22 protein-coding genes and 2 pseudogenes are annotated in these 23,405 nt (G+C 66.2%); 22 read left to right on the top strand and 2 right to left on the bottom strand.

The window, feature by feature from the left end:
- The first annotated feature begins 33 nt into the window (after positions 1 to 33).
- Both ACOCEP_RS27815 and ACOCEP_RS27810 read left to right on the top strand, forming a co-directional pair.
- Positions 34 to 1,164: an AAA family ATPase gene (locus tag ACOCEP_RS27815; RefSeq protein WP_482331986.1), complete on the top strand. Its 1,131-nt coding sequence runs from the start codon at positions 34 to 36 to the stop codon at positions 1,162 to 1,164.
- A complete protein-coding gene (locus ACOCEP_RS27810; protein WP_482331984.1) occupies positions 1,161 to 1,931 on the top strand; it encodes an ExeA family protein in 771 nt (256 codons plus the stop codon). Before ACOCEP_RS27815 ends, ACOCEP_RS27810 begins: the two co-directional genes overlap by 4 nt.
- A 194-nt stretch (positions 1,932 to 2,125) precedes the next feature.
- Here ACOCEP_RS27810 and ACOCEP_RS27805 read toward each other — a convergent pair whose 3' ends face one another.
- Entirely contained in the window at positions 2,126 to 2,533 is a 408-nt protein-coding gene (locus ACOCEP_RS27805; protein WP_482331983.1) for a hypothetical protein, read from the bottom strand.
- A 718-nt stretch (positions 2,534 to 3,251) separates the two neighbouring features.
- Here ACOCEP_RS27805 and ACOCEP_RS27800 point away from each other — a divergent pair.
- The 19 genes and pseudogenes from ACOCEP_RS27800 to ACOCEP_RS27710 all read left to right on the top strand — a co-directional run bounded on the left by ACOCEP_RS27800 (position 3,252) and on the right by ACOCEP_RS27710 (position 21,473).
- A pseudogene (locus ACOCEP_RS27800) lies at positions 3,252 to 4,327 on the top strand (tyrosine-type recombinase/integrase).
- A complete protein-coding gene (locus tag ACOCEP_RS27795) occupies positions 4,324 to 4,644 on the top strand; it encodes a helix-turn-helix domain-containing protein (protein ID WP_482331982.1) in 321 nt (106 codons plus the stop codon). Before ACOCEP_RS27800 ends, ACOCEP_RS27795 begins: the two are co-directional and overlap by 4 nt.
- A 300-nt stretch (positions 4,645 to 4,944) precedes the next feature.
- On the top strand, positions 4,945 to 6,174 hold the full coding sequence (locus ACOCEP_RS27790; RefSeq protein WP_482331981.1) for an integrase: 1,230 nt from the start codon (positions 4,945 to 4,947) through the stop codon (positions 6,172 to 6,174).
- 1,399 nt (positions 6,175 to 7,573) lie between these two features.
- Complete coding sequence (locus ACOCEP_RS27785; RefSeq protein ID WP_482331979.1) at positions 7,574 to 7,957, top strand: response regulator transcription factor; 384 nt, start codon at positions 7,574 to 7,576, stop codon at positions 7,955 to 7,957.
- Positions 7,958 to 8,084: 127 nt separating this feature from the next.
- Positions 8,085 to 8,237, top strand: coding sequence for a hypothetical protein (locus ACOCEP_RS27780; protein ID WP_482331978.1), 153 nt, complete (start codon positions 8,085 to 8,087; stop codon positions 8,235 to 8,237).
- A gap of 129 nt (positions 8,238 to 8,366) precedes the next feature.
- Positions 8,367 to 9,005, top strand: coding sequence for a hypothetical protein (locus ACOCEP_RS27775; RefSeq protein WP_482331977.1), 639 nt, complete (start codon positions 8,367 to 8,369; stop codon positions 9,003 to 9,005).
- Positions 9,002 to 9,685 carry a hypothetical protein gene (locus tag ACOCEP_RS27770; RefSeq protein ID WP_482331976.1) on the top strand — a complete coding sequence of 228 codons (684 nt, stop codon included), beginning with the start codon at positions 9,002 to 9,004 and terminating at the stop codon, positions 9,683 to 9,685. Before ACOCEP_RS27775 ends, ACOCEP_RS27770 begins: the two co-directional genes overlap by 4 nt.
- 50 nt (positions 9,686 to 9,735) lie before the next feature.
- Positions 9,736 to 10,293: pseudogene (locus tag ACOCEP_RS27765) on the top strand (DUF3560 domain-containing protein); the annotation flags it as partial.
- A gap of 593 nt (positions 10,294 to 10,886) precedes the next feature.
- Positions 10,887 to 11,603 (top strand): hypothetical protein, encoded by a 717-nt coding sequence (locus tag ACOCEP_RS27760; RefSeq protein ID WP_482331975.1) that lies wholly within the window; start codon positions 10,887 to 10,889, stop codon positions 11,601 to 11,603.
- A gap of 701 nt (positions 11,604 to 12,304) precedes the next feature.
- A complete protein-coding gene (locus tag ACOCEP_RS27755) occupies positions 12,305 to 13,021 on the top strand; it encodes a hypothetical protein (protein WP_482331973.1) in 717 nt (238 codons plus the stop codon).
- A gap of 112 nt (positions 13,022 to 13,133) precedes the next feature.
- The gene (locus ACOCEP_RS27750; RefSeq protein ID WP_482339835.1) at positions 13,134 to 13,883 is read left to right on the top strand and encodes a GP88 family protein; all 750 of its coding nucleotides are present in this window, start codon (positions 13,134 to 13,136) and stop codon (positions 13,881 to 13,883) included.
- A 47-nt stretch (positions 13,884 to 13,930) separates the two neighbouring features.
- On the top strand, positions 13,931 to 14,146 hold the full coding sequence (locus ACOCEP_RS27745) for a hypothetical protein (protein ID WP_482331972.1): 216 nt from the start codon (positions 13,931 to 13,933) through the stop codon (positions 14,144 to 14,146).
- Between the two features lie 31 nt (positions 14,147 to 14,177).
- Positions 14,178 to 14,798: a hypothetical protein gene (locus ACOCEP_RS27740; protein ID WP_482331971.1), complete on the top strand. Its 621-nt coding sequence runs from the start codon at positions 14,178 to 14,180 to the stop codon at positions 14,796 to 14,798.
- Between the two features lie 206 nt (positions 14,799 to 15,004).
- Positions 15,005 to 15,649 carry a hypothetical protein gene (locus ACOCEP_RS27735; RefSeq protein ID WP_482331970.1) on the top strand — a complete coding sequence of 215 codons (645 nt, stop codon included), beginning with the start codon at positions 15,005 to 15,007 and terminating at the stop codon, positions 15,647 to 15,649.
- A 124-nt stretch (positions 15,650 to 15,773) separates the two neighbouring features.
- Positions 15,774 to 16,319, top strand: coding sequence for a VUT family protein (locus ACOCEP_RS27730; protein WP_482331969.1), 546 nt, complete (start codon positions 15,774 to 15,776; stop codon positions 16,317 to 16,319).
- Complete coding sequence (locus tag ACOCEP_RS27725; protein WP_482331968.1) at positions 16,316 to 17,086, top strand: deazapurine DNA modification protein DpdA family protein; 771 nt, start codon at positions 16,316 to 16,318, stop codon at positions 17,084 to 17,086. Before ACOCEP_RS27730 ends, ACOCEP_RS27725 begins: the two co-directional genes overlap by 4 nt.
- A 456-nt stretch (positions 17,087 to 17,542) precedes the next feature.
- On the top strand, positions 17,543 to 19,447 hold the full coding sequence (locus tag ACOCEP_RS27720) for a hypothetical protein (protein ID WP_482331967.1): 1,905 nt from the start codon (positions 17,543 to 17,545) through the stop codon (positions 19,445 to 19,447).
- A gap of 125 nt (positions 19,448 to 19,572) precedes the next feature.
- Positions 19,573 to 20,514, top strand: coding sequence for a PP2C family protein-serine/threonine phosphatase (locus ACOCEP_RS27715; RefSeq protein ID WP_482331966.1), 942 nt, complete (start codon positions 19,573 to 19,575; stop codon positions 20,512 to 20,514).
- Positions 20,515 to 20,519: 5 nt separating this feature from the next.
- Positions 20,520 to 21,473 carry a bifunctional DNA primase/polymerase gene (locus ACOCEP_RS27710; RefSeq protein WP_482331965.1) on the top strand — a complete coding sequence of 318 codons (954 nt, stop codon included), beginning with the start codon at positions 20,520 to 20,522 and terminating at the stop codon, positions 21,471 to 21,473.
- Positions 21,474 to 22,088: 615 nt separating this feature from the next.
- Here ACOCEP_RS27710 and ACOCEP_RS27705 read toward each other — a convergent pair.
- On the bottom strand, positions 22,089 to 22,613 hold the full coding sequence (locus tag ACOCEP_RS27705) for a hypothetical protein (RefSeq protein ID WP_482331963.1): 525 nt from the start codon (positions 22,611 to 22,613) through the stop codon (positions 22,089 to 22,091).
- Between the two features lie 388 nt (positions 22,614 to 23,001).
- Here ACOCEP_RS27705 and ACOCEP_RS27700 point away from each other — a divergent pair, with 388 nt between their 5' ends.
- Entirely contained in the window at positions 23,002 to 23,403 is a 402-nt protein-coding gene (locus ACOCEP_RS27700) for a hypothetical protein (protein WP_482331962.1), read from the top strand.
- Positions 23,404 to 23,405 lie beyond the last annotated feature (2 nt).

Raw genomic sequence — 23,405 nt, 5'->3', positions numbered from 1 at the left:
CTCGACGATGACTGCTCTGCCTAAGCTGTGCACATGACCCAACAGCGGCTGACGTCGATCGAGATCGAGGGGTTCACCTCGATCCGTTCGGCGCGCGTCGAACTGGGCGCGATGAACGTGCTCATCGGCGCGAACGGCGCGGGCAAGAGCAACTTCGTCCACGCCTTCGAGCTCTTGGGCAGGATCAGCGAAGACCTGCTGAACCTGTTCGTGGGACGCAACGGTGGCGCGTCGGCGCTGATCAGCGACGCCGCGGACACCCTGCGGATCAGCCTCAAGCTGGAGGCGCCGCCCAACAGCTACCAGGCCCATTTGGCGGCGGCACCGGGTGAAGAACTGATCTTCGACGAAGAAGTGATTTCGTATCACGGTCCCGGCCATGAACAGCCCTGGACGAAATCGATCGGACGAGGGCACCGGGAAAGTCGCCTCAACGACGTCGTCGAGGAGCGCGGAAGCAGTTCGGTGGCATCGCACATCATCGAGTTGCTTCAAGGCTGCCGCGTGTATCACTTCCATGACACGAGCGTCGATGCTCCGGTGAAGCGCCTGTCCCCGACCGCGGACAACCTGGCTCTGCGCGCGGACGCGGGCAACATCGCCGCGGTCCTGCTGCGGCTCCGGGACAGCGAGAACCGGGCGGACAAGGTCGCTTATCGCCGGATCGTCGGCGCGATCCGGCTGGTCGCCCCGTTCTTCCGTGACTTCGTTCTCCAGCCGGACAGCACCGACCGCGTGTTGCTGCGCTGGCAGCGGCAGAACTCCGAAACCGTTTTCTCGGCGAACCAGATGTCCGACGGAACGCTGCGTTTCGTCTGCCTGGTCACGTTGTTGCTTCAGCCGGAAATTCCCGCGCTCGTCATGCTCGACGAACCAGAGCTCGGTCTGCACCCGTTCGCCATCGTCCAGCTCGCCGACATGCTCCGGGTCGCTTCCACGCGCAGTCAGGTCTTGATCGCGACCCAGTCGGTGACCTTGATGAACCAGTTCTCCGCGGAAGACCTCATCGTCGTCGAGCTACGTGACGGCGACTCGGTCTTCACCCGGCCCAACAAGGCCGCGCTGCAACCCTGGCTCGACGAATACTCACTCGGCGAGCTTTGGGAGAAGAACATCATCGGCGGACGGCCGGGATCGGCGGGCAGCGTCCTCGATCCGCAGTGAAACCTATAGGCGCGCAGGGGCCTGCCCGCCAACCATCTCAGCGCCTACAGCATTACCACCGGATCAGCTGGTGCGTCGCCGAACGCCGCATCGGCGTGATCACCGGCGAAGTCGGCGCCGGCAAAACGGTCGCCGTCCGCGCCGCACTGTCGAGTTTGGACAACTCCCGATACACGATCCTCTATCTGCCCAACCCGACCGTCGGGGTCCGCGGCATCCACCACCAGATCGTCGCCGCCCTCGGCGCGCGGCCCCTCGTCCACCACGCCACCCTCGTCCCACAGACCGCGGACGCGCTGGCCACCGAACAGGACGAACGCGGCCGCACCCCCGTCCTAATCGTCGATGAGGCTGCCCACCTGCTCGATCAGGCCCAGCTGGAGTCGATCCGCATGCTCACCAACCACGACATGGACTCCACCAGCCCGTTCGCCTGCCTGCTCGTCGGCCAGCCCACCCTGCGCCGTCGCATGAAAATGGGCGCCCTCGCCGCGCTGGACCAGCGCATCGGGATGCGCTACACCATGCCACCCATGACATCCGAGGAAACCGGCAGCTACCTGCGCCACCACCTCGGCCTCGCCGGACGATCCGACACCCTGTTCTCCGACGACGCGGCCGCGCTGATCCACCAGACCAGCCGTGGCTATCCCCTCGCGGTCAACAACCTCGCTCTCCAGGCCCTCGTTGCCGCGTTCGCCGACGACAAGACCATCGTCGACGAATCCTCCGCCCGCATCGCGGCCACCGAAGTCACGGCAGAGTGAGCACCACCCCGACACCCTGAACACCACGACCCCGCCCAGCACCAGCTCGGCGGGGTCGATTCATCTCCGGACATGCTCACCGCGAACGCCGCCAACATCCTCATCCTCAATGCCGGACAACAGGCTCCTCACCATCGATCTGGAGAGGAGCCAAGCACGGCAACTTCCACGTTTGGACGGACCGGAGCTTGCAGTCAGCCGCACCAACCGACATTCCATCTGTCGATCTGGTATGACGTCCCACCGCCGCCCCAGAGCCTGGCCCAGATGCGCTGCCCACCGAAGTCCATCAGGTCATAAAGCCCCTGCCCAGCGTTGGACCACCTCAAGATCGCGCCGTGATACCACAGTGGCGTGTTGTCCCGCGTGATGCACTGGTAGCGCGACTGCATACCAGCGACCGTCGCCTCGGCAGCCAGAGACTTCGCCGCCTTTCCGCTGACCTCCGCCGAAGAATCCGACACCGCGACCACACCGACAGGCTTCTCCGCTGCCGCCGCCCCAGGCGCAGCGAGTGAAGTAACTCCGCACGCCAGCGCCCCCGCCGCCGAGACCGTCGCGACAACCCGCGCAGCTCGCAGATTACGAGAACCGTTGCCCATAGCAATTCCTCCCAAGAGATGACTGAATACGGGGAGGGACCGAGGACGAAACAAAACACGGCAATGACCGCTTTGTCGGTCACGCACAGCGCCAACGCCATATGAAATGACAAGAGGGATAGGGAGTCCGGAAGACGGCGCCCTCCCCTGGAACCGCCTCCCGGACTACGGCGCCTACCAGGGGGTAGAGGAGGCGCCGCTTCGAAGGCCTGGAGCACCGTCCCGAACGGGTAACTCCGTAACGACCTTCTGGGCTCCAGTGTGCCGAGAACTCCCCTCATCGTCAACTTTTTCAGACGATCTATTGAAGTACTACACGGAGTCCTGTCGTCACTACTTTTCGTGGTCTTATGGCTCGGCCTCGCTGAGCCGCCGCGTAGCGGATGCCCGGTCCCACCGCACCACCTCAGTGCGCCATCCACGAAAGACGACGGTCCTATGCATCGGGTCATTCAATGGTCAGGCGGCATCGACTCCTGGGCCACAGCCGAGCTCGTTGTGAGACAACACCCCGACGACGAAGTCACCCTGCTCTTACCAGATAGCACGGCAGTTCCTTCTGTCCTGCAGGCGCGGCCTCGACGCTGCATGGCGTGCGACCTGCGCCTTCGTGTGCCGGCACGCGCATCTCGTTCGGGTGATCATTCTTCAGATTTCCTGAAGTTGTGTCGATCTCACCGTGGATGGTGTTGGCAGGCTGAACTCAGGGAGGTGAGGCATGGCGCTTGCCGTGGTTCGCGATCTTCACGAGATCCGGCCGCCCGCGACTGCGGAAGAAATCGAGGCGTTCGAGACCGACGTACTGTCCGGCTTCGTACTGGCCCGGGCCTCCGCCGGACTGGCGGACAAGACCGTCTACTGCGATATGTCGCATCTGGAACAGGTTCGCGACTGGTTCGGCAGGCCGCTGTGGGAGATGGAGGCAGCGGACGCCGACCGATACTTCGGCGACTTCCTCCGCAACGGCTCTCAGGGCCTGCGGTTGGCGCGCGCGCAGTCGCTGAGCACATTCTTCGCGTTCCTCGAGCTGAGGTTCCGAGCCGAGCTGCATGCCCTCTGCGGGCGTGTCGTTGGCAGTCCACTGGACGACATCAACCGGCCGCGTGGCCGGAACGAGATCGGGATCCGTATCCCGCCGTGCGAAGCGGAGGTCGACGCCCTGTTCGCGGGGTGGCGCGCGGAGATGGCCACCTGTCGCAAGTATGCCACCACCGCGAGAAACTACGCGGCGGCGCGGATCATGGCCGACCTCGGCCTGCGCATCAACGAGCTCTGCAAGCTCGACCTGGCCGACATCCACTGGGAACTGGGCCGGTTCGGGAAGCTGCACGTCCGATTCGGCAAGGGAAGTCGTGCCAGCGGCCCGCGCGAACGCATGGTGCCTCTCATCAACGGCTCCGATGCCGTGTTGCGGTGGTTCATCGAGGACGTCTGGGGGCACTTCGATGACGACCACTCACGCCCCGGCGCGCCACTGTTCCCGTCAGAGCGGCGTAACAGCGACGGAAGCTGCAAGCGGATCAGCGCCGGCGGGGTGCGGCTCGCGGTGGCCAAAGCCGTCGAGCGCCACCTTCCGGACTGGACCGGCCGGCTCACACCGCACGCGCTACGCCACTACTGCGCTCCCAGCTCTACGGAAGCGGCATGGACCTGCTCGCGGTGCAGGAGCTGTTGGGACACCGCTGGATCACGACGACCATGCGCTACGTGCACGTCTTGGCGACCCACGTCGAAGACGCCTGGATCGCAGGTCAGGAAAGGGCCGCACGTCGGCTGGAGGGGTTGTTGTCATGAAGTGGAACTTGCGGCTTGCCGCGGCGAACCGCGGTATCTGGAAGGCCAGCGAGCTCCAACGCATGCTGGCCGAGCATGGCCTGGTCATCAGTGCGGGGAAGATGTCCGGTCTGTGGTCGGGCAACCCGGCCAGCATCAAACTCACCGATCTCGATGTCTTCTGCACGGTCCTCGACTGCGGCGTCGAGGAACTGCTCCTGCCCGAACCGGTCGGGGCCGCAGCGGCGGACACCTCGGCGACGTCGGCCGTGTCGGCGACAGGCACGAACTCGCCGACGCCGCGGCCGCAGTCCGGACGCTCGCTGCCGCCTCGGTGACCTCCGATCACTCGCCGGTCGCGGCCGGCTGCATCCGCTGCTTGGCATGGGGTGTCCACGCGCCGCGCCGCGTCTGCGGTCCCTGCATCACCTGGGGCGCACGGACCTCAGCACCCTGCTTGGGCTGCAGCCGTGACGTTCCGTTGCGCTACGGCTTCTGTCGGCTGTGTCGACACCAGGCAGCGATCCACATCGGACAGCAGCGCATCCGCGGTCCCATACCCGACGGTGTCGAGCTGTCCGGCTGGCAGCTGTTCTTCGCAGGCATGACCACCGCCCGAGCCGCCATCCACCCCGCCAGTGGCCGACACGCCATCCTCGGAGACCGGCCACGCAGAATCGCCCGGCCAGCTTGCACTCCTGAACTGCCCCCGGGACTTCACACGGTTCTCCACCCGCCGGCTATCGAACCCCGCGAATCCCGCATTGATCGCCGCACGCCGAACGGCACAGCGACGCGGTGAAACCTACGGCTGGTCACACTGGCTCGCCACCGAGGTCGACCGCGGCCTCGTCATCCTGTTGTCTCAGCACATCCCCGGCGACCACATCCGATACTCCGAGATCATCCCGCTGGACTACCGAAGCGTGAACGTCTCCCGCACCGCCGAAGTGCTCGCCGAGCTCGACCTACTCCACGATGACCGGCCCGACACGCTCGACGCCTGGATCAACAGCAAGCTCAGCACCCTCGCACCCGGCATCGCCGGAGAGGTTCGAACGTGGGCGACCGCCCTGCGCACCGGGCAGCAACGGACGAAGGTTCACACCGACGGCACCGTCCGCAACTACCTCCGTGACGTATACCCACACCTCGTGGCATGGTCCGCCGACCGCAACCACCTCCGGGAAATCACCTCCGACGACATCCGCGCCCGGTTGCCTCAGCTGGCCGGCCTCAAGCGCAAGCGCACTCTGGTCGCCCTACGCTCCCTCTTCGGCTTCGCCCACCGCAACCGCATCACCTTCACCAACCCAACGGCGGGGATCAAACCCGGAATCGACGGTGCCAGGCTCCCTCGCCGCATCCCCGACCAGCAGCTGCAGCGCATTGCCCGAGCAAGCATGACCCCGATGCGACGCCTGCTCGTGGCGCTCACAGCGATTCACGCGGCCCGACCAATGCACCTGCACAAGATTCTGCTCGATGACGTCGACCTCCCCAACCGGCGCCTCACCATCGGCGGTCACACCCGCTACCTCGATGACCTCACCCATCAACTGCTCGTCGACTACCTCCACCACCGCCAGTCTCGTTGGCCCAGGACCAGCAATCCCCATCTGCTGCTCACCGAACGGCGCGGTCACGACCTCGCGCCACCAAGTACCTACTGGCTTAACAACGAGTTCCGCGCTATCGGCGCCACAGCAACGCAACTCCGCATGGACCGCCAACTCGAGGAAGCTCTCACCCACGGTCCCGACCCGCTGCACCTCGCCGCGGTGTTCGGTATCGCCGAGAACACCGCCGTGCGCTACGCCCGCGCCGCCCGACAGCTCCTCGAGACCAGTCTCGAAGTCGACAGCTAACTCACGCCCAAACCTCACGCAGACCCACGAAATACGTGGAGTTCACGATGAAGACACTTCAGAAATTCCGAACTCTCGGAGGTTTTGCTGACGTGTTGATTGAAGACAGTGATCTGTACCGGTTCAATGCCGACGCATCAGAAAGGCTGGGAATCCCCATCACACGAGTCTGCGACGGCCGGACCCCTTTCGAGTTGTTCAGGGACCGCCGGTTTCTCGGAAACGCTCGGATCGCGCCGTGTTCCCGTGCCCTGAAACAGCTTCCGTGCAGGCGATGGCTGGACGACCATTTCGATCCGGCGAACACCGTCCTCTACGTCGGCCTCGAACCATCCGAACTCCGCCGGGCTCCTGGGATCGTGGCTGACTGGAAGCCCTGGAGCGTCGAATTCCCGTTGCTACACCACACATCTGCCACCAAATACGACCTTCTCGCTTGGTGCCGCGCGAGCGGGCTGACCCCGCCCCGGCTGTACCGGCTTGGATTCCCGCACAACAACTGCGTGGCCTGTGCATCCGAGGAGGGCAAGCACACTGGCACCGCGCATTGCGCGAGTTCCCCGACCGCTTTCAGTGGTACGACCAGCAGGAGCAACGGTTCCGAGCCGAACACGGCGACGTCGCGATCCTCAAACGTCAGCACCGCGGCCGGACTTCACCACTTCCCTTGCAGCAACTACGCGCGGAAGCCGGCATGGCCGGAGTTCATCCCAGCGCGCTGGTCGACGAAGGCGACCTCGCCCGCTGTATGCGGGTCCTAAGTCTTGGCGAACGGCCACGAGACCGACGCCGCCGACTCGCCGTTGCCCGACAGTAGGGTCGAGTCCAGCAACCGCCCCGGCTGAGCAGTGCGGTACCCATGCAGACTCCGCTTGGCGTCGCGCGCAACAACTTGAGAAGCGTTCGGTCACCTCGGGTACGCCACAAAAGATTTAGGGGCAGGGTTAGCGCCTCGTGCGTGTACGAGGTGGACACGGCATTCAAGCAGACCCACCTGCGGCGGCCGTCCGCGGAGTATCTAGCCCCTTACGTCGACAGGCCGCCGCAGGTGCGCCTGCTTAGAGACCGCTTCGTCCACCTCGCACACCTACCAAGGCGGTGTCCGTGGTGTCACAGCGACGCGCTGGGGTCCTTTCACACGATCCGAACCCCACGAACGGGACACGGGAATCTTCACCGATTGATCACCTCACCCTGTTCCTGATCCAGGCCACGCCGACCGACCCACACCGCTCACCGCAACTCGGCTACACGAACCGAGAGCGCCAACCAAAGCCACCCGAATAAGCCGGGTCCCGAGCCGCGCACGTCCCCCTAACGTGCCGCGCCCCGGCTCGGCTGGCTGGTCGTCGCACCGCGCCGCGACGACCAGCCAGCCCCTTTAGCGAAGGGCCGAACGATGCGGAACAGAATGCCTCTTTCACCAACCGAACTGGAAGTCCTTCAGCACATCGCCCGGGGCTTCGAGAACCGTGAGATCGCCGAGAAGACCTTTCGCTCCACCGAGACCATCCGCACCCATGTTAAGAGCATTCTGTTCAAGCTCAAGGCCAGCAACCGGGCCCACGCTGTTGCGATCGCCTATCACGTGGGCATCTTCCAGGGCGTTCCCCGAACGGACGAGCAAGGCACGTCCCCGCTGACGCCCCCTTCGCCAGACCTCACTGTGCAGTTTCCGCCGGAACATCCCGCTGCGGACGCACTACCTCTGAACGATCCGCCCGCAAGGCCACGCACGGCCCCATCGCAACGCCCACGTCCGCACAGTCAGCGTCGGCTGTGACACCGCGACGTTTGTCCGAGGAAGAGGGACGCACAAGCACTACCGCGACGAACGAGCGCGCCGCGCTCAACCGGCCGTGGAACACCGACAAACCGGGTCAGCCCGTGGCGCGGCACCGCGGGGAGCGGTGCAGGTCATCAACACCTACACCCCAATCGAAGCGATCGCGCGCAGCGCATCCCGCGCCGAACACGACATGTCCCGCGCGGTGGACGGAAAAGCCGACGCGCTCGACCAGGAGACCGTAGCGACGCTCGGCGAGGTGCTGGCCTCGGTCTGACAAGAACCGTCGGAACTTCGGTGCCCGCGCGGCCATGCGCCGCGCGGGTGCCGTGGCCGTGAGATGGCCACAGCCGACGCCCGGCCAATTCCGGCGCACACAATCAGCGGCCAGGAAGGAAACAGACCCATGGATATGCAGGCATTTGCGGTAGCGATGGCGGAAGCGCTCGACGGGACATGGACGGTCGAACTGGGCCACCACGGTCACCGCGACCGGTACCTCATCGGCCCAGACGGAGAAGAGCTTCACGTGTTCTACTCCGACTGGGAGAAGACACCACGGATTCGGCTCTCCGCCAGCCTCCCGGCCACACTGGCGACTATCCGGCACCGCCACGGAAACCCATTGCCACCACATAAAATCACGGTGTCCCCGGCCAAGACACCCGAAACCGTCGCCGCCGAGACCACCCGGCGACTGTTGCCCAGCTACCGGGTCACCCTCGCGGAAACCCGCGAGCTGAAACAACGACTCGACGACCAGGTCGCCGCGCGTGACCGGCTCGCGCACGCCATCGCGGACCGGCTCGGCGTGACCGTCCACACGCCCGGTCCCAGCCCACTCGGCCACGACCCGCAGGAAGCCATCGTGCGCTACCAGGGTCCGCTGGCCGGCACCGCCACGGTGCCCCGCAACGGCGGACGCGTCGCGTTCGCCTTCTCGGTCGCTCCAGCCGACGCCGCCCATGTCGCTGCGTTTCTGGGGACATTCCCGCGCACCGACCGAACAACCGAGTCCGAACAAGAGAGGACACCACGGTCATGAGCAAAGGCGATCTCAGCGACGAGTGCGGCACCCGAGGGTGCAACAACATCGGCATGGGCATTTCCATTGCTGTGTCCAGGCCTAGCGTTTACCGCTGCAGTACGTGCCTGGATTGCATCAACGCGCCGGCCCCGCGCTGGACACCCGGGATGACCGACCGCGACGCGTACGCCGCTCGTACCGACGCAATCGCCCAGATGGACGCGGACGCCCTCCGCAGCGAGGCGGCACCGATCCTCACGCGACTCACCACGGCCCGCGACGCGTACGCCCGCCTGGCCGACCTGATCGGCGCCACCGCCGCGCGGGACCTCGTGATCTCCATCGTCGAAGCCGGAGACCGCGTCATCGACATCACGGTCACCAACTGGTGGGCCGCGTACCGCTGGCCAGAACACCACCGCGCCACCGCCCCCGAGCACGAGCGGTTCGCCTTCACCCACGCATGGCCGATCACGGTCAACGGACTCGGCATCGGCACCGTCCGCCGCATCACCGATACGGACCGCGAGCGCTACACCGCCCGAGACCTCACCGACGGCAGCATCCGGCCCGACCTTCCCGCCGCTGAGGAACTCACCTACGACACACCGCACGAGGCCGCGCGCACCCTCGCCGCCTGGGCCGCCCGCATGGGTCGGGGCCAGAACACTGACCCACCCGGAATTCGGGCGGACTGAACAGGGCGGCCCGCACCACACGCGAAACGAACTGAAGGAGGCGCATCGCCATGTCCCTGGGAACTCTGACAATCCACCACGACTACGAGTCCGGCACCACCATCGAGGGAACCACTCGAAACAGCCCCGCGCACGTGGCGCTCAAGGCCCATCCGTCATGGACCTGGTCCCGCTACGCCACGGCATGGCTGCTGCGATCCTCCCGACATCGCCAGTCCAAGCCGTATGCCGTCGACGCCATCGAACGCGTTCTCACCGAGGCGGGCTACACCGTCGAACGCGACATCGACGACACAATGCCCAGCGTCGAACAACAGGAGACCGATCTCGCCGACCGGATGGACAACCGGGCCGACCGGCTCACCGAACGCTCTGGGAGACACCAGGCCAAGGCCGACGCCACGCGGGCGAAAGCCGACTACGTCTTCCACAACATCCCGATGGGCCAGCCACTGCTGGTCGACCACTACAGCTACAACGCCGACCGCAACCGTCGAGAGCGAGCGTGGAACAACCTCGGCAAATCCATCAAGCAAGGCGAGTACGCCGACGAGCTGGCGCGCCGAGCCGAAACCGCGTCGCACCACATGGGTGCCCGCCACAACCCGATCACCGTGGCCAACCGGATCGAGAAGCAGGAAGCCGACCGCCGGCGTCTTCAGCGCGAACTCGACGGCGAACCGGGCTGGGTGACCGAGACCGACGAGCACGGCCAACCGCGGCACCGCTGGGGAATCCAGCACCCCGGCGAGGAGCGCGCAGCCTACCTGCAACGCGAAATCACCACCCTCACCGAGCACATCGACTACTGGAAGGGCGTCTACTCCCAACTCCAGGCTGAGGGCACGGCGCCCACTCTCGGACCGGACACCGTCTCCAAAGGCGACTGGGTGCTCTGCAACGGCATGTGGATGCGGGTACGGCGGGTCAACAAGAAGTCGGTGACGGTGCCGAATCCGCTGTTCCCACCGCCACGGCCGGGAGAGAAAGAGGCCACCTGGACCGTCGCCTGGCACAAGCTGCGCGGCCACCGCACCACAGACCAGATGCCGCCGGATGTCGTCGAAGCGTACGAGGCACCGGGCGCCGATCGGATCAACGGCGCCGCGCGCAGCTGAAACGGATCCGCCCGTCCGCATGGCATTCGACCAGGTGACTGCCGCTGCTCTCACCCGGCTACAAGAGAAAGAAAGGAACTGAGATGTCCACGCTACCGATTCCCGCCGCCACCGACGGCGAGGTGTATGTCGCGTTGTGCGCGCCCGACGCACCAGCGTTTCCCGCAGTGATCGACGATGAACGATGGAACACCTTCGTCGTGCCCAGGTTCCGCCGCGAGACAGCCATCGCCGTCGCCTCCTGGCTCAACATGGTGCATGAGCAAGACCCCGACACGTGGCAGGGCACCGCCAGGTTCGACAACGACACACTGACAGTGCTGGACACGCCCGAGCACGACCCGGTGCAGGTTAAACCAGACGATCACGGCCGGTACGCCATCGGTGTACCTGGCTGGAGCTGGGTACTTGACACTCCACCCGCCGACGAGCACGCTGAAACCGCGCTTCTGGCCGATACCGCGCGGCTCGTCGCCGAGGACGACGAAATCCTGGTCACGATCAACATCGACGGCACAGACCCCGTGTTCCCCGCGCTCGCCTCCTCCAGACACGGATGGAGCAGGGCCGGATGCCCGCGCTTCCGCCGCCCCGTTGCCGAGATCGTAGTCGCCTGGACGAACGCCACCGCCCGGAAATACCCCGCAGGCACCGACCGCGCCTACTGGGACGGCGACACGATCGTACTGCTCGACTTCCAGCGGATCGCCGAGGACGGGTACCTGCCCGCCCGGATAACGGCCGACGACGACGGCCGCTACCCGATTGGCGCCACCTGGGAGTGGGAACGTGTCGACTGAGCCCGGTCGGCAACCGGGTCATACCCGATCAGCGTGGAAGGAGGGCCGTCGCTGACAGCCTTCCTTTGATTCACAGCGTTCCTGAATCACGCCAGCATCCGTTCCCGTCTTGTCCTGATTATCTTGGCCCGCTGACACTTCAGTACGACGCGGACTTATACGACACGAAATACGTGTCCTGCCTCACCGCACGATGCTCGTGCGACGGGATCTCGGCAGGAGACGTCGTGAATGAGAAGGGCCAGCCTGCCGGCGGCTGGCCTCTGCAGGTCTTCGACGGCCGCCCGGTTCCGTGGCTGGCCCCCATAATCGGTGATCACGTCGCGTGGTCCGCATTCAACTCCGGCAGGCCCGACGAAGCCGATCAGCACCTGCTGTGTCAGGTGTGCGGCTGCTCCCTCGCCTCCGCCTCAAGCTCATAGATCATAGATCATCGTCTCGCAAGGCGAGGTCGCGGCTGGCGGCGCGATGCGCCGACGGTGCATGCACCTGGCTCGCACGGTGTACCCAGAGGTCCACAACGACCTCTCCTACGTCTTCGTCGACGAGCACCAGTCCGAACGCGCTAGCGACTGGGGGCTGCGTTCGCGCGCCTCGCGGCATACGAGAAGCGACACGGCCAATTCCCCAGTCTCTTGCCGCTCCACGTCTGACGACCGTGCACTCTGATTAACCGGCCCACGCTTCAGGTCCTGGTTCCCGTGGCGACTCACAGCCGCACTCCTCCCGTCCAGCTCGCCGATCCCGTGCAGGAATCAGCCGCCGCGGAGTTTCTCTCCTTCAGATTCGCTGCCTTAACCGAGCACCCCACATCTGTCGTCGCCGACAGCCTCACCCCTCGCCAACTCAACCCCACCAACCCAGATTGGAATCACCCCATGGCCAAGTGCGAGCGCGACGTGACCACTCCGTGCGAAGACCTCGGCACCCCGATCTACGACGAACTCGCCGGCATCCACGCCAGCCAGCCGAAAGGATGCCCGGCATCCGCTGCTAGGTCAGGCTCCGTCTCGTCGGACCTCGACGGACTCGCTGTTTCTGCCACCGTCCTGGACTTGTTCGCGCGCCTCAAGTGGCTCGACAAAGGACATGGCTGGAACGGCGGCGACGTCGTCGAGTCACTCAACATCTGGTTCGATGAGTTCGGCATCGACGTCGACGCCGACGAGACGGCCGCCGCCCAGGAACTACGCATCCCCACCTGGCTCGCACGAGCGCTCAAGGTGCCGGGCCCGGAGAAGCCGACCGTGGTCATCCATCTGCGCACCGACCACGAGCGCGCCCTCGACATTGTGCGCCTCAGCGTGACTCGCCTGACCCAAGAACTGGGCGAGGACACCACCGCCGCCGTCTTCGACTTGGCAGGTGACCAGATCGCCAGCATCGCACACCGCGAGGTTTCCTGGGACGAGGCATAACCACCGGCAGACCGAACCGCATCCACTGCTGCGCGAGATCGGTGTACGGTGGAATTGAAGGATCTTGGTGTGGCCTCCCCATGCATCGAGTCGCATGAGGACGGAGGTCATGATGACGTTGCTGCGTCAGAATAGCGAACTGAAGAAGCTCGGAATCTGGAACTGGTCGCTTCCCGCCTTCGCGGGAAAGCTCCCTGATGGCCGCAACTACAACACCTGCCCTTCAGCAGGCGTATGCGCACAAGCATGCTACGCCCGCAACGGCACTTACCTCTTCCCGAACGTCAAAGCACGCCACCAGAAGAACCTCGCCCTAATTCTGGACGATCTTCCCGGCTGGATCACGGCGATGCAGAAAGAACTGTCCCACACCAAGTTCACCGACGCATGGGTGAGAATCCACGACAGCGGAGACTTCTTCGACGGCGCCTACCTCACAGCCTGGCTCGAAGTGATGGAGGCACGCCCCCGAACTCGCTTCTACGCCTACACCAAGGAAGTAGCGATGTTCCGGGAACTGGTCGAGCCACGTCCACCCCGGAACTTCTGGTGGGTCTACTCCTACGGCGGCACCCAGGACCACACACTCGATCCCGCCGTCGACCGTGTCGCCGACGTGTTTGCCGACGAGGCCGCCATCGACGACGCGGGCTGGAACTCGCAGTCCGCCTCGGACCTCCTCGCCGTCATCGGCCCAGCACCTGTAGGCATCCCGGCCAACAACATCGCACACTTCAAGGCCAAACAGGCTGGCCGCCGCTGGAGCCACTGGCAAGCCAGCGTCGACGCGGCACGCTCCGAACGCCGCGCGCGGTCCCGCGACACCGCCATGTCGAGCACCACCAACTCCCACCGCACCTAGGCCTCCGCAACCGCGGCGGCCACCCTCACTCGTCCGGAGCTCCCAGCATGCTCGACCTTGTCCTGCGCGCCAACGGATTCACCCGCACGAAAGACACCTGGACCCGGCAGAACCTCACCGCCGGAGGCCTCTTCGACCTCGACATCGTCCCGGACGACGACCACTACCTGTGCACGCTCCGCCAGGGCACTACGCCCTTGCTGCGCATGAGGCGTGACGCGGACGGCGCGATGAAACTCGTCGCCACCTTCCTCGCATCCTGACGCGAGAAGCCCTACACAGCAAGGGGAAACGATGACCGACATGACCATCCTGACCCGCGAGATCGCCCAGCACCTGGAAGGAGACTGGAAGGCAGGAAAGGGCGTACACGACAACGGAACCGACGCCTACCTGCACGGTCCCGACGGCGAGAAGCTACAGATCCGGCCAGGAACCACAACAGCGACACGGAATCGAATCGAGGTCTACGGCTCCCTCCCCTACCAGTTCACGCGCCACAACGAGCCACGGCACCTCATCACCGTCAGCCCCGCCAAGACTGCCGCCCGGATAGCGGGCGACATCACCCGACGTCTTCTTCCCGCGTACCGCGAGGGCATGGTCTTCGCAGCTGCGGCAAAAGTGCGCCACGAGCTCCGCGAGGCCGACAAGTCGCACACGATCAAGACCTTGCTAGGCATTCTTCCGAAGGCGCATCAGTTCCCGCACGATCAAGACTCAATGGATTTTGGAGGAGGCCGTTATTCGCCGCCGATCGGCGGCCAGCTACGCATCCGCTCAAACTCCGATGTGGAGTGGACGATACACACCACCAAAGAACTGGCCTTCAGCCTCGCCGAGACGATCTACGCGCTCTCCCGATGCGGCGATATCCCTCAGGTACCCGATAAGTCGACAGCTGAGCCTGGCTAGCCGCCTTCCGCGGACATGGCAATCGGTGTTCACTCGCCCACGGCGATGCTGATGAGCGGGCGCAACACCACCTCGAATCGAGTCGGGACCGGATACCTGACAACGAGTCGTGTACGCGGGGACCTACTCCTCGGAGTCGCCGCACATCATCTACCGGCCTACCGATAGCAGTCGCTATCGCCACCACAGCCATCGAAGGACAAAACATGAACAACCGACGCGGTAGTAGCGCAGTCGCGCTCACCGAGTATCTGCGCGACGTCGCCCAGGTATTGGGACCACCCTGGCACATCGCGCCTCCACACAGCACCGGCGAACTCGCCACGCTGTCAGGACCAGAAGGCGGCTCCGTTGCTGTTTCTCTCGAACAACGAACCACCGGACAACGACTCGTGTTCGAGACCTGGCTGTCCAGCGACCTGCGCGCACACCAGCCCACAGGAACGGTGCGCCCCCTCGTCACCGTTTCCCCGACACGGCCGCCGCACGACGTCGGAATGGATCTGCGACGCCGCCTCGTGCCCAAGGTGATCCGCTTCTTCGACGACACGCGCGACCTCGCCGACCGTCGCCGCCGCGACGCCACCGATCTGCACAGCGTCCTCGAATCAGTCGCACTCAAGCTGGGAACAGACATCAAGCCGAACGGGAAGTCCACCGGGATCGGACGATTCGGGCAGCCACTGTTCGCGACAGCTCAGGTCATCCAACCACTGTGGCGCAAGGGCGAACACGTCGTCCGGTGGAGCATCGACACCCGCCCCGACATCGCTCTAGCCCTCGCCGACCTGCTCGCCACACAGGCCTCGAAGGCTGCCGGTGACCACGCCACGGCAGCCGTCGCCGGTTAACGCTCGGGCCCCGGTTTCCCCGCCCCCGCCGGTCCCCCGCCTTCAACCGACAACGTCGCCGAGCAGACCTTCCGATCTGCCGCCGCTCTCATCGCGCCACCCCTGCCACAGTGGTGCCCCGCCCGTGTCCACGCGACGTCGCTGCGACCGCGGCGTCAGAAGCGCGAAGTTCACCTTCGCCTGCATGGTCCTGTTCGCCGGGTACGTGGTGCCGATCGCCATCTCGAACTGGGCCACCTCCCTCTGGCCCGCGGTCACGATCGCAGGCCTGCGGATGCCCGCCGGAGCACTAGCGGCCGGACTCGTCTTCACCATGCGGGATCTGTTGCAGGACGCCGTCGGTGCCCGTACAACGCTGCTCGCCGTCGCCCTCGGCGCGGCGCTATCCAGTTTGACGGCGGAACCACGCATCGCTTTGGCCAGCGTCGCGGCCTTCGCCGCCTCCGAACTCGCCGATCTCGCCGTCTACACCCCGCTTCGGCGACGGAACAAGCTCGCAGCCGTGGGTTTGTCGAACGGGACCGGCCTGCTTGTCGACTCCGTGCTGTTCCTTCCGCTGGCCTTCGGATCACTCGACCAGCTATCCGGACAACTCGTCGGGAAAGCCAGCACCACCGTCCCCGCGGTCGCCCTGCTCTCCCTCGCGCGCCGAAGACCGGCACCCTCGTGAAGTTCTACCTCGGCGCGCATCAGCCCATCTGGCTCACCCGCATACCGGACGTCCCTCTGCTCGTGTCGCACCGCCGCCTCGGTTCCCGCCGCACACTGCCGCGCGCCGTCACCGAATGGGCGCTCGACTCCGGTGGCTTCACCGAACTGCAACTCCACGGGCGCTGGCACATCAGCCCCAAGGACTACGTCCGGGCCGTCCGCCGCTACGCGGACGAGATCGGCATGCTCAGCTGGGCCGCAGCCCAGGACTGGATGTGTGAACACCACATCCTCCGGCGGACCGGCCTGACAGTCCGCGAGCATCAGCGTCGCACGGTGGACAACTTCGTTCGTCTACGCGAACTCGCCCCCGAACTGCCTTGGCTTCCCACACTGCAAGGTTGGACGCCATCGGACTACCAGCGATGCGCCGACCTCTACGAACGTGCCGGTGTCGCGCTGGCAGCAGAGCCACTGGTGGGAATCGGCTCGGTGTGTCGGCGCCAGAGCAGCGCCGATGTCGAACGCGTCGTGCGCGCATTCGCCGCACGACGACTTAATCTGCACGGCTTCGGCATCAAGATCACCGGGCTTACCCGCTACGGCACTGCGCTCACCAGCTCCGATTCGATGGCATGGAGCAGGCGAGGCCGGTACGTCCCTGGCTGCGGTCCGAGCCATCGCACGGAGTCCAACTGCCTGCATTTCGCGCTGGATTGGTACCAGAAGATTCAGACAACGCTCAATCCGGGCGAGAACCCTCCGCGGCCGTGCCATCCGCGCTAGCGACGAGAACCTGTTATGGACCTAGCTGGCCTGTGTCGGCGATCCCATGAGCGGGCAGCGCGGCCTGTTTGCTTCCGCAGTAGATCCCGGCAGCACGCCGGAGGTCCGCGGGATCAGACGCTCACGTCCCGGCCGGAATCAACCACGGTTCCGAGGAACTACGAGAAGAGCAGGCGGAGTGGGCGGCTGTGTCCGGCACGCCGGTGCTCCCGGTCGGAACGCCGCACTCTAGCGGCGCCTGGCACGGGCGCAAGCCCGCGCTTTCCGCTGGAGCGGCATCTTTCGCAGGAAGGCGGGCTTCCGCCCGCGGCAGGCGGCGCCGCTGGATCGAGTGCGTCCCGACCGGGACACCCGCGTCCCGATCCTCACCAGTACGGATCGGGTCAGATCCACGCGGGCGGAGGGCCGGTTGGCCGCTGCGAGCGGTCACCGGTCGGATTCTGTGAAGGAGCCCCAGTGACCAGCACTGTGGAAATCCCGGCCCAGCGCGATGAGGACAAAGCCCAGGCTGACGAGCCCGTGATCACCTCCGGAGAAGTCGTCGCTCCCGAGACCATCGACGTCGACGAGCCCGCTCCCAGTGACGCCCTCCCTGAGGAGGAGTTGCGCGTCCTGCGCGCGGAGCGGGAGGCCGAGTACGACACCATCGTCTGGTGCGATCCGGATGATGTGGTCATCGGCATCAACGTGCGGACCGAGAACGCAGACACTGACCCCACCACTGTCCAGGATATGAAGCAGCGGGGCGTCGACATGGCCGTCAAGGGCTACCGCGACGACGACGGCAGGGTGATCATCACGATGGGTCAGCGCCGGGTGCTCAACGCCCGGGAGGCCGGCTGCAAGGTTCCTGTGTGGATGCAGGCGCCGCCCTTCGATGACGAGCGCGAGACCACCATCCACCGCATCATCGGCCAGATCAACGAGAACGACCTCCGTAAGGACCTAACGCTCGGCGACAGGTACAGCGCCTTCCAGCAACTGGCCGCATTCGACCTCAAGCCCACGACCATCGCCCAGAAGCTCGGCCGTCGCAAAGGCGGCAAGAAGTACGTCGAGAACGTCCTTCAGGCCGGCGCCAGCAACCTGGCCCGCGCCGCGACCGACCGCTACGACCTCACTCTCGATCAGGCCGCCGTCGTCGCGGAATTCGACGCCCTTGGCAAGATCGACACTGCGAAGGAACTCATCCGGCTCGCCGTCGCCGAGCCGAACAACTTCCGCGTCTTCGCCGACGTCCAGCGCCGCAAGCACGCCGAAGCCGAGCATGTCCGGGCCCAGACCGAGCAGCTCACCCGCGAGCTGACCGACGCGAAGGTCACGATCCTCGACGACACGATCGACGCGGACACCGGGCCGGCGCGGTCACTCGACCGCCTCCGCCTCACCCCCGACAGCGAGCCCGGCAGCGAGATCACCGCCGAGCAGCACAGCAACTGCCCGGGACACGCCGCCTGGCTGTACGAGGACTACCAGGACGGGCACACCGTCATCGCCGCGCGGTACGGCTGCGCGGACTTCCTGGAGCACGACCACGCCCTGTCCAACGCGCCCGCCGGGCGTTCCGACTTCACCCCGTACGACACCGACGACGAGGACGAGAACGAAGACGACGACGCGGCTTTTGACGCGGCCCGAGCCGCTCACGCCGCCGCCGAGTGGCAGCGTCGCGCCAATTCCATCAGGTTCCGCTGGGTCCGGGACAGCAACGCGGAGTGGGACGGCGCCATCGAGAAGCGCCACGAGTGGCTGGCAGCGTTCGCCTCGAAGTCCGCGGCGCTCAAAGGCGCCCAGGTGTTTCTCGCGACGCAGAAACTTAAGGGCGGGCGCGCTCTGCGCCGCGCCATGGAGCGCAACCACAAGCTGGCGAACACACTGCTGAACACCGGCGACTCCGGCCGGAGGCCCCTGACCGAGCTGATCAGCACGGCGAAGGCGGCGAAGGCGACCCGCTACGACGTGTTCCTCACGCTCTGCGCGATGGAGGAAGAACTGCACCGCGATGCGTGGCGTACCCCGTACCCGGAGAACCAGGAGTACCTGACCGCGCTGATGGGCTGGGGCTACGAGCCCTCCTCGATCGAACTGAGGGTCCTGCAGCCCCAGCAGGTAGACGACGTCATCACGGAGCAGATCGGTCCCGACCCCGAATCCGAGGACGTCACCGACAGCCGGGACGGCGAGGACTCCGACGCCACCAATGCCGCCGCCGGTGGTGACGATGACGACGCCGAAGACGGCGATCCCGACGACGAGGTCATCGACCCGTCCGCGATCGAGCTGTCCGGCGACATCGCCGATTCGTCTCTGGCCCCGTCCGCGGAGGACTCGGAGTCCACCGACAGTGAGGCTGCCGCGTAGCGGCCTCCCCTCGTCGCCGCGTTTCCTGCGGGGTGTGGACGTCCTCGCGTCCACACCCCGCTTCGGCCTGCCCCCACCTCTACCCCTCGCCGCGCCTTGCCGTAGACCGCCGAACGGAGCCCGTCATGCACTTCCCTCGAACAACTTCCCCACGGCAAGCCCATCCGACGTCGGCGTTCTCCGCCCAGCATCATCCGGCCTGGCCGCACACTGAACTACCAGCGGGCCCGCACTGGGCGCACGCGGTCTGCCGCTGCGGCTGGACCGACTGCGCCGAATCACTGCACGACGCGCGAGTCCTTGCCCGTCGGCACTGCCGCACCGCCTACACCGACGTCTTCTACCCCGGCTGGGCATCCCGCATCAGCAGCCGCCGCTACCAAGCGGACGCGACCGCTGTGCACGTCTCCCTCAACAGCGAAGACCACGCGTGGGCGCTAGCCGACGGCATCGGCGATCACCCGCTGCCCGCCGAGGCCGCGGCCCGTGCGGCCGCGACCGCCGCACGAGTCGCAGCCCGCGACGGAGCTGTCGCCGGACTGCTCGCCGCCACTGACGCCCTCCCCGGTCTCCCCGACGAGGACACCGTCATGGTCGTGGCCTCACCCCTGTCGGCCACGGACGGTGCTGGCTGGGACATCGCCTGGGTAGGCGACTGCCGCGCCTACGAGTACCGCGCCGACACCGACCAGTGCGTACAGCTGACCGTCGACCACACCCGCGGGCAGGAACTGCGCACCGCCCTGGCCGGCTCCTACCAAGACCGGCCCGACGAACTCGAGGCCTACGCGCGGCGATCCGATCACATCGTCACCAGCTCCGTCGGCACCGCCACCGCCACGAGCGTGGGCCACACCACCACCTGCTGGCCCCGGCAGCGGCTCATCCTCACCAGCGACGGCATCCACAAACCGGTCCCGCTGCGCTCCATTACCCGCGCGGCCCGGACCTTCACCGACTCACGTAGCTGCGCACACAAGCTCACCATCGCCGCCAGGTACTTCGGCGGCACCGATAACGCCACCGCCATGGTCATCGACCCCGCGCCCGAGGACATCTACCCGTGACCGTGATGACCACACCCGAATCCAGCTCTCTGGTTCTTCCCACGGCTCTGCCACTTCACGACTCCGCGCTCGACGCCATTCAACGCGGCTGGCGGGTCTTCCCACAGGCACCGAGAAGCAAACGACCAGCAATCACGCGATGGGAACAGCGCGCGACCCTGGACCCCGACACGATCCACCGCTGGTGGACCCGCTTCCCCGACAGCAACGTCGGGATCGCGTGCGGCCCCTCCGGCCTGCTCGTGCTCGACCTCGACGCGGCGCACGGCCCCGTCCCCGGCCAATGGGCGAACCTCAGCGTCGCGCACGGTCGCGACGTCATCGCCCTACTCGCCGCACGCGCCCGCCAACGCGATCCCGTCGACACCCTCATCGTCGCAACCCCGCGCGGCGAGCACCGGTACTTCCGGCGCCCGCGAGACAGCACGCTTCGAAGCACGATCGGTGACCGCGGACGCGGCCTCGGCTGGCGCGCCGACACCCGAGGCCCCGGCGCCGCGGTCACCGCCCCAGGCTCCATCGGCCGCAACGGGGTCCCCTACACCATCGTCCGAGACCTCCCCATCGCCGAACTCCCCGGCTGGCTCGTCGCGGCTCTCACACCACCACCGCCATCACCGCATCCGCTGCACGCGCCGGTGCTCCCGGAAACCAGCAGGCGGGTGGTCGCCTACGTCAACGCCGCCGTCTCCGCCGAGTCGCGCAACGTCGCTACCGCCGAGAAGGGACAGCGCCACATCACCCTCTACGCGGCAGCGGCCGCGCTCGGTGAACTGCTCGCCAACGGCTGGATCACCGACCACGCGATCACCCGCCACCTCACCGAAGCGGCCCGTCGCCACCTCGGCGTCGACGACTTCACCTGGCATGAACTCACGACCACCATCCGCGACGGCATCGCCAAAGGCCGCCGTACCCGGCGCGTACTCAGCGACCGCCCCTACACGCCGCGGCACTGACACCCCGTCCAGTCCGACCTCGGCGGTCCATACCTCTCACACGCCAACGGAGGCGCGCCGTTCCTCCTCATGCCTCCTTGCCGACGTGACTCGGCCATCTGCTCCGGCACGCGCACCGGAACCACTTCCACAGAGGAAAGCTATGTCCACACGCGACAGTCGGACAACCGAGATACACCCTAAGCCCTTGGCCACGGCCCGCTATTCCCTCGCGCCCAACGGGCTACTTCTCAGGCGCGAACAACTTCCGCCCACGAAACAGCACTCGTACGTCGAACTGGTCCGACCCAACGACATCAGCCTGCCCGTCACCTACGACAGCTGTTCCACACCCAGCAATCCCTGCCACCACCCTGTCCGTCGATCTGCTCGAACCCACCAGCCACAACGCCACCACATCCACATGGACACTCGAAACCGGCCTGGACCTGCACTACCACGCGCCCTTCGACGCCACTCTCGACACCGAGAACACAACCTGGGAGCTGACGCCGGCCCTCGCGACGCGGTGGGGCCGCGCACTCCTCACCCTGGCCGCCGTCCTGGACCACGCCCAGACCGTCGCCACGCACGCCGTTCTCGCCGACCGCTGCGGAACAACGACCATCGACAACCTCACCGACTGGACGAACAGGAAGATCGATGACGACGACAACGACGGCTACTGGCCGATCCTGAGAGATCTGCAAAGCCCTCGCCGAAGAGGCCACCATTCTCCGGCAGCAGACGCTGATCGCCGCCCTCGACAGCGCCAACCCCGACCTGCCGACCACCCTCACTGGCCTCCACCTCAACGCCGTCGAGACACTCACCCACCTCGACGCCGTCGAGACACTCACCCACCTCGACGCCGCGACAGCGATCAGAATCATCGCAAACCGCTACGGGATCCCCCTGTTCATGTGGACCGAAGAGCACTGGTGGATCGCCAGGCACCACCTCAGCGTCGGCGAGCTCACCGAAGCGGAATGGCACCGTTTCACCAGCACCCAGGAGATCCAAGACTTTCCGCTCCACATCGAACAACGCCAACAAGACGGTCACGGAATCGACTTCGAACTCGCCCTCAAACAGGCCGGTCTGTCCTGCCGGAAATGCTCCGTCCGGATCCGCGGTGAAGTTGCCGACACCTACGGCCACTGCGCAGCGTGTCTTCCTGCCGATCGAACAGCCGCTCTCACCGAGGCACTCGAACGAGGATGCCCCACCGAGCCTTTCGACCGAGGAGTCGCCTCCCACAGCGGCACGCCCGGCGCGGCCTGCTACGTGTGCGGTCTACCGCTGCCGGCGCTGGGCGATGGCAGCGGAGATCAGCGCTAGTACCGCAGCAAGCCACAGCAGGGGTTGGGAAGACCAGAACCAGGAGTTCAGCTGGTCCTCCGACGCCGTGCAGGCGACATCGCCGCATCAAAGCACACCGGGGCCCGAGCGCCCGACATCCCGCGGACGCGGCACCTGGGCACAGGGGGCGCCCGGGCCCCGGTGTGCTGCCGGGCCGTATTCATCCGCACGACCCGGAGGAGCCATCGTGACTACAGCAACACTCGCCGGAGCATCCGACGATGACGCGTTCGATCACGCCTGCCGCCTGCTCATGATCGAACTCAACGCGACTCCGCTCACCGACCCGCCCGCAACTGCTCAGGCGAAGCCTCAGCCCTCCAAGGCATTCAAAGCCGCACTCATCGCGCAGATCCATCGGTCCGTGCACGTTCACGGACTCACCGACGCCTTCCGCGTCATCGACGCCGCGTACCCCGACCTCACCGCACAGGGACACTGCACCGACGCCGCCGTGCTCGCCGCATGCGGACCGCTCTACGGCGGCCTCGACCACTATCGGCCCGCGACACAAGCGATGCTTCGCGACGAGGCGCGTTCCCTGCTGACCAACGCCATCGCGGCGGTCCTCGAACCGAAGGTGGCCTGACC

The organism is Amycolatopsis sp. CA-211722 (assembly GCF_056828465.1).
This window is presented reverse-complemented; position numbering and strand designations above follow the sequence as displayed.

Coding starts and splice junctions, on each gene's coding strand:
- ACOCEP_RS27745 (WP_482331972.1), top strand. CDS start 13,931: ATGCTCGACCTTGTCCTGCGCGCCAACGGATTCACCCGCACGAAAGAC.
- ACOCEP_RS27795 (WP_482331982.1), top strand. CDS start 4,324: ATGAAGTGGAACTTGCGGCTTGCCGCGGCGAACCGCGGTATCTGGAAG.
- ACOCEP_RS27740 (WP_482331971.1), top strand. CDS start 14,178: ATGACCGACATGACCATCCTGACCCGCGAGATCGCCCAGCACCTGGAA.
- ACOCEP_RS27770 (WP_482331976.1), top strand. CDS start 9,002: ATGAGCAAAGGCGATCTCAGCGACGAGTGCGGCACCCGAGGGTGCAAC.
- ACOCEP_RS27785 (WP_482331979.1), top strand. CDS start 7,574: ATGCGGAACAGAATGCCTCTTTCACCAACCGAACTGGAAGTCCTTCAG.
- ACOCEP_RS27715 (WP_482331966.1), top strand. CDS start 19,573: ATGCACTTCCCTCGAACAACTTCCCCACGGCAAGCCCATCCGACGTCG.
- ACOCEP_RS27815 (WP_482331986.1), top strand. CDS start 34: ATGACCCAACAGCGGCTGACGTCGATCGAGATCGAGGGGTTCACCTCG.
- ACOCEP_RS27735 (WP_482331970.1), top strand. CDS start 15,005: ATGAACAACCGACGCGGTAGTAGCGCAGTCGCGCTCACCGAGTATCTG.
- ACOCEP_RS27750 (WP_482339835.1), top strand. CDS start 13,134: ATGACGTTGCTGCGTCAGAATAGCGAACTGAAGAAGCTCGGAATCTGG.
- ACOCEP_RS27710 (WP_482331965.1), top strand. CDS start 20,520: ATGACCACACCCGAATCCAGCTCTCTGGTTCTTCCCACGGCTCTGCCA.
- ACOCEP_RS27760 (WP_482331975.1), top strand. CDS start 10,887: ATGTCCACGCTACCGATTCCCGCCGCCACCGACGGCGAGGTGTATGTC.
- ACOCEP_RS27805 (WP_482331983.1), bottom strand. CDS start 2,533: ATGGGCAACGGTTCTCGTAATCTGCGAGCTGCGCGGGTTGTCGCGACG.
- ACOCEP_RS27775 (WP_482331977.1), top strand. CDS start 8,367: ATGGATATGCAGGCATTTGCGGTAGCGATGGCGGAAGCGCTCGACGGG.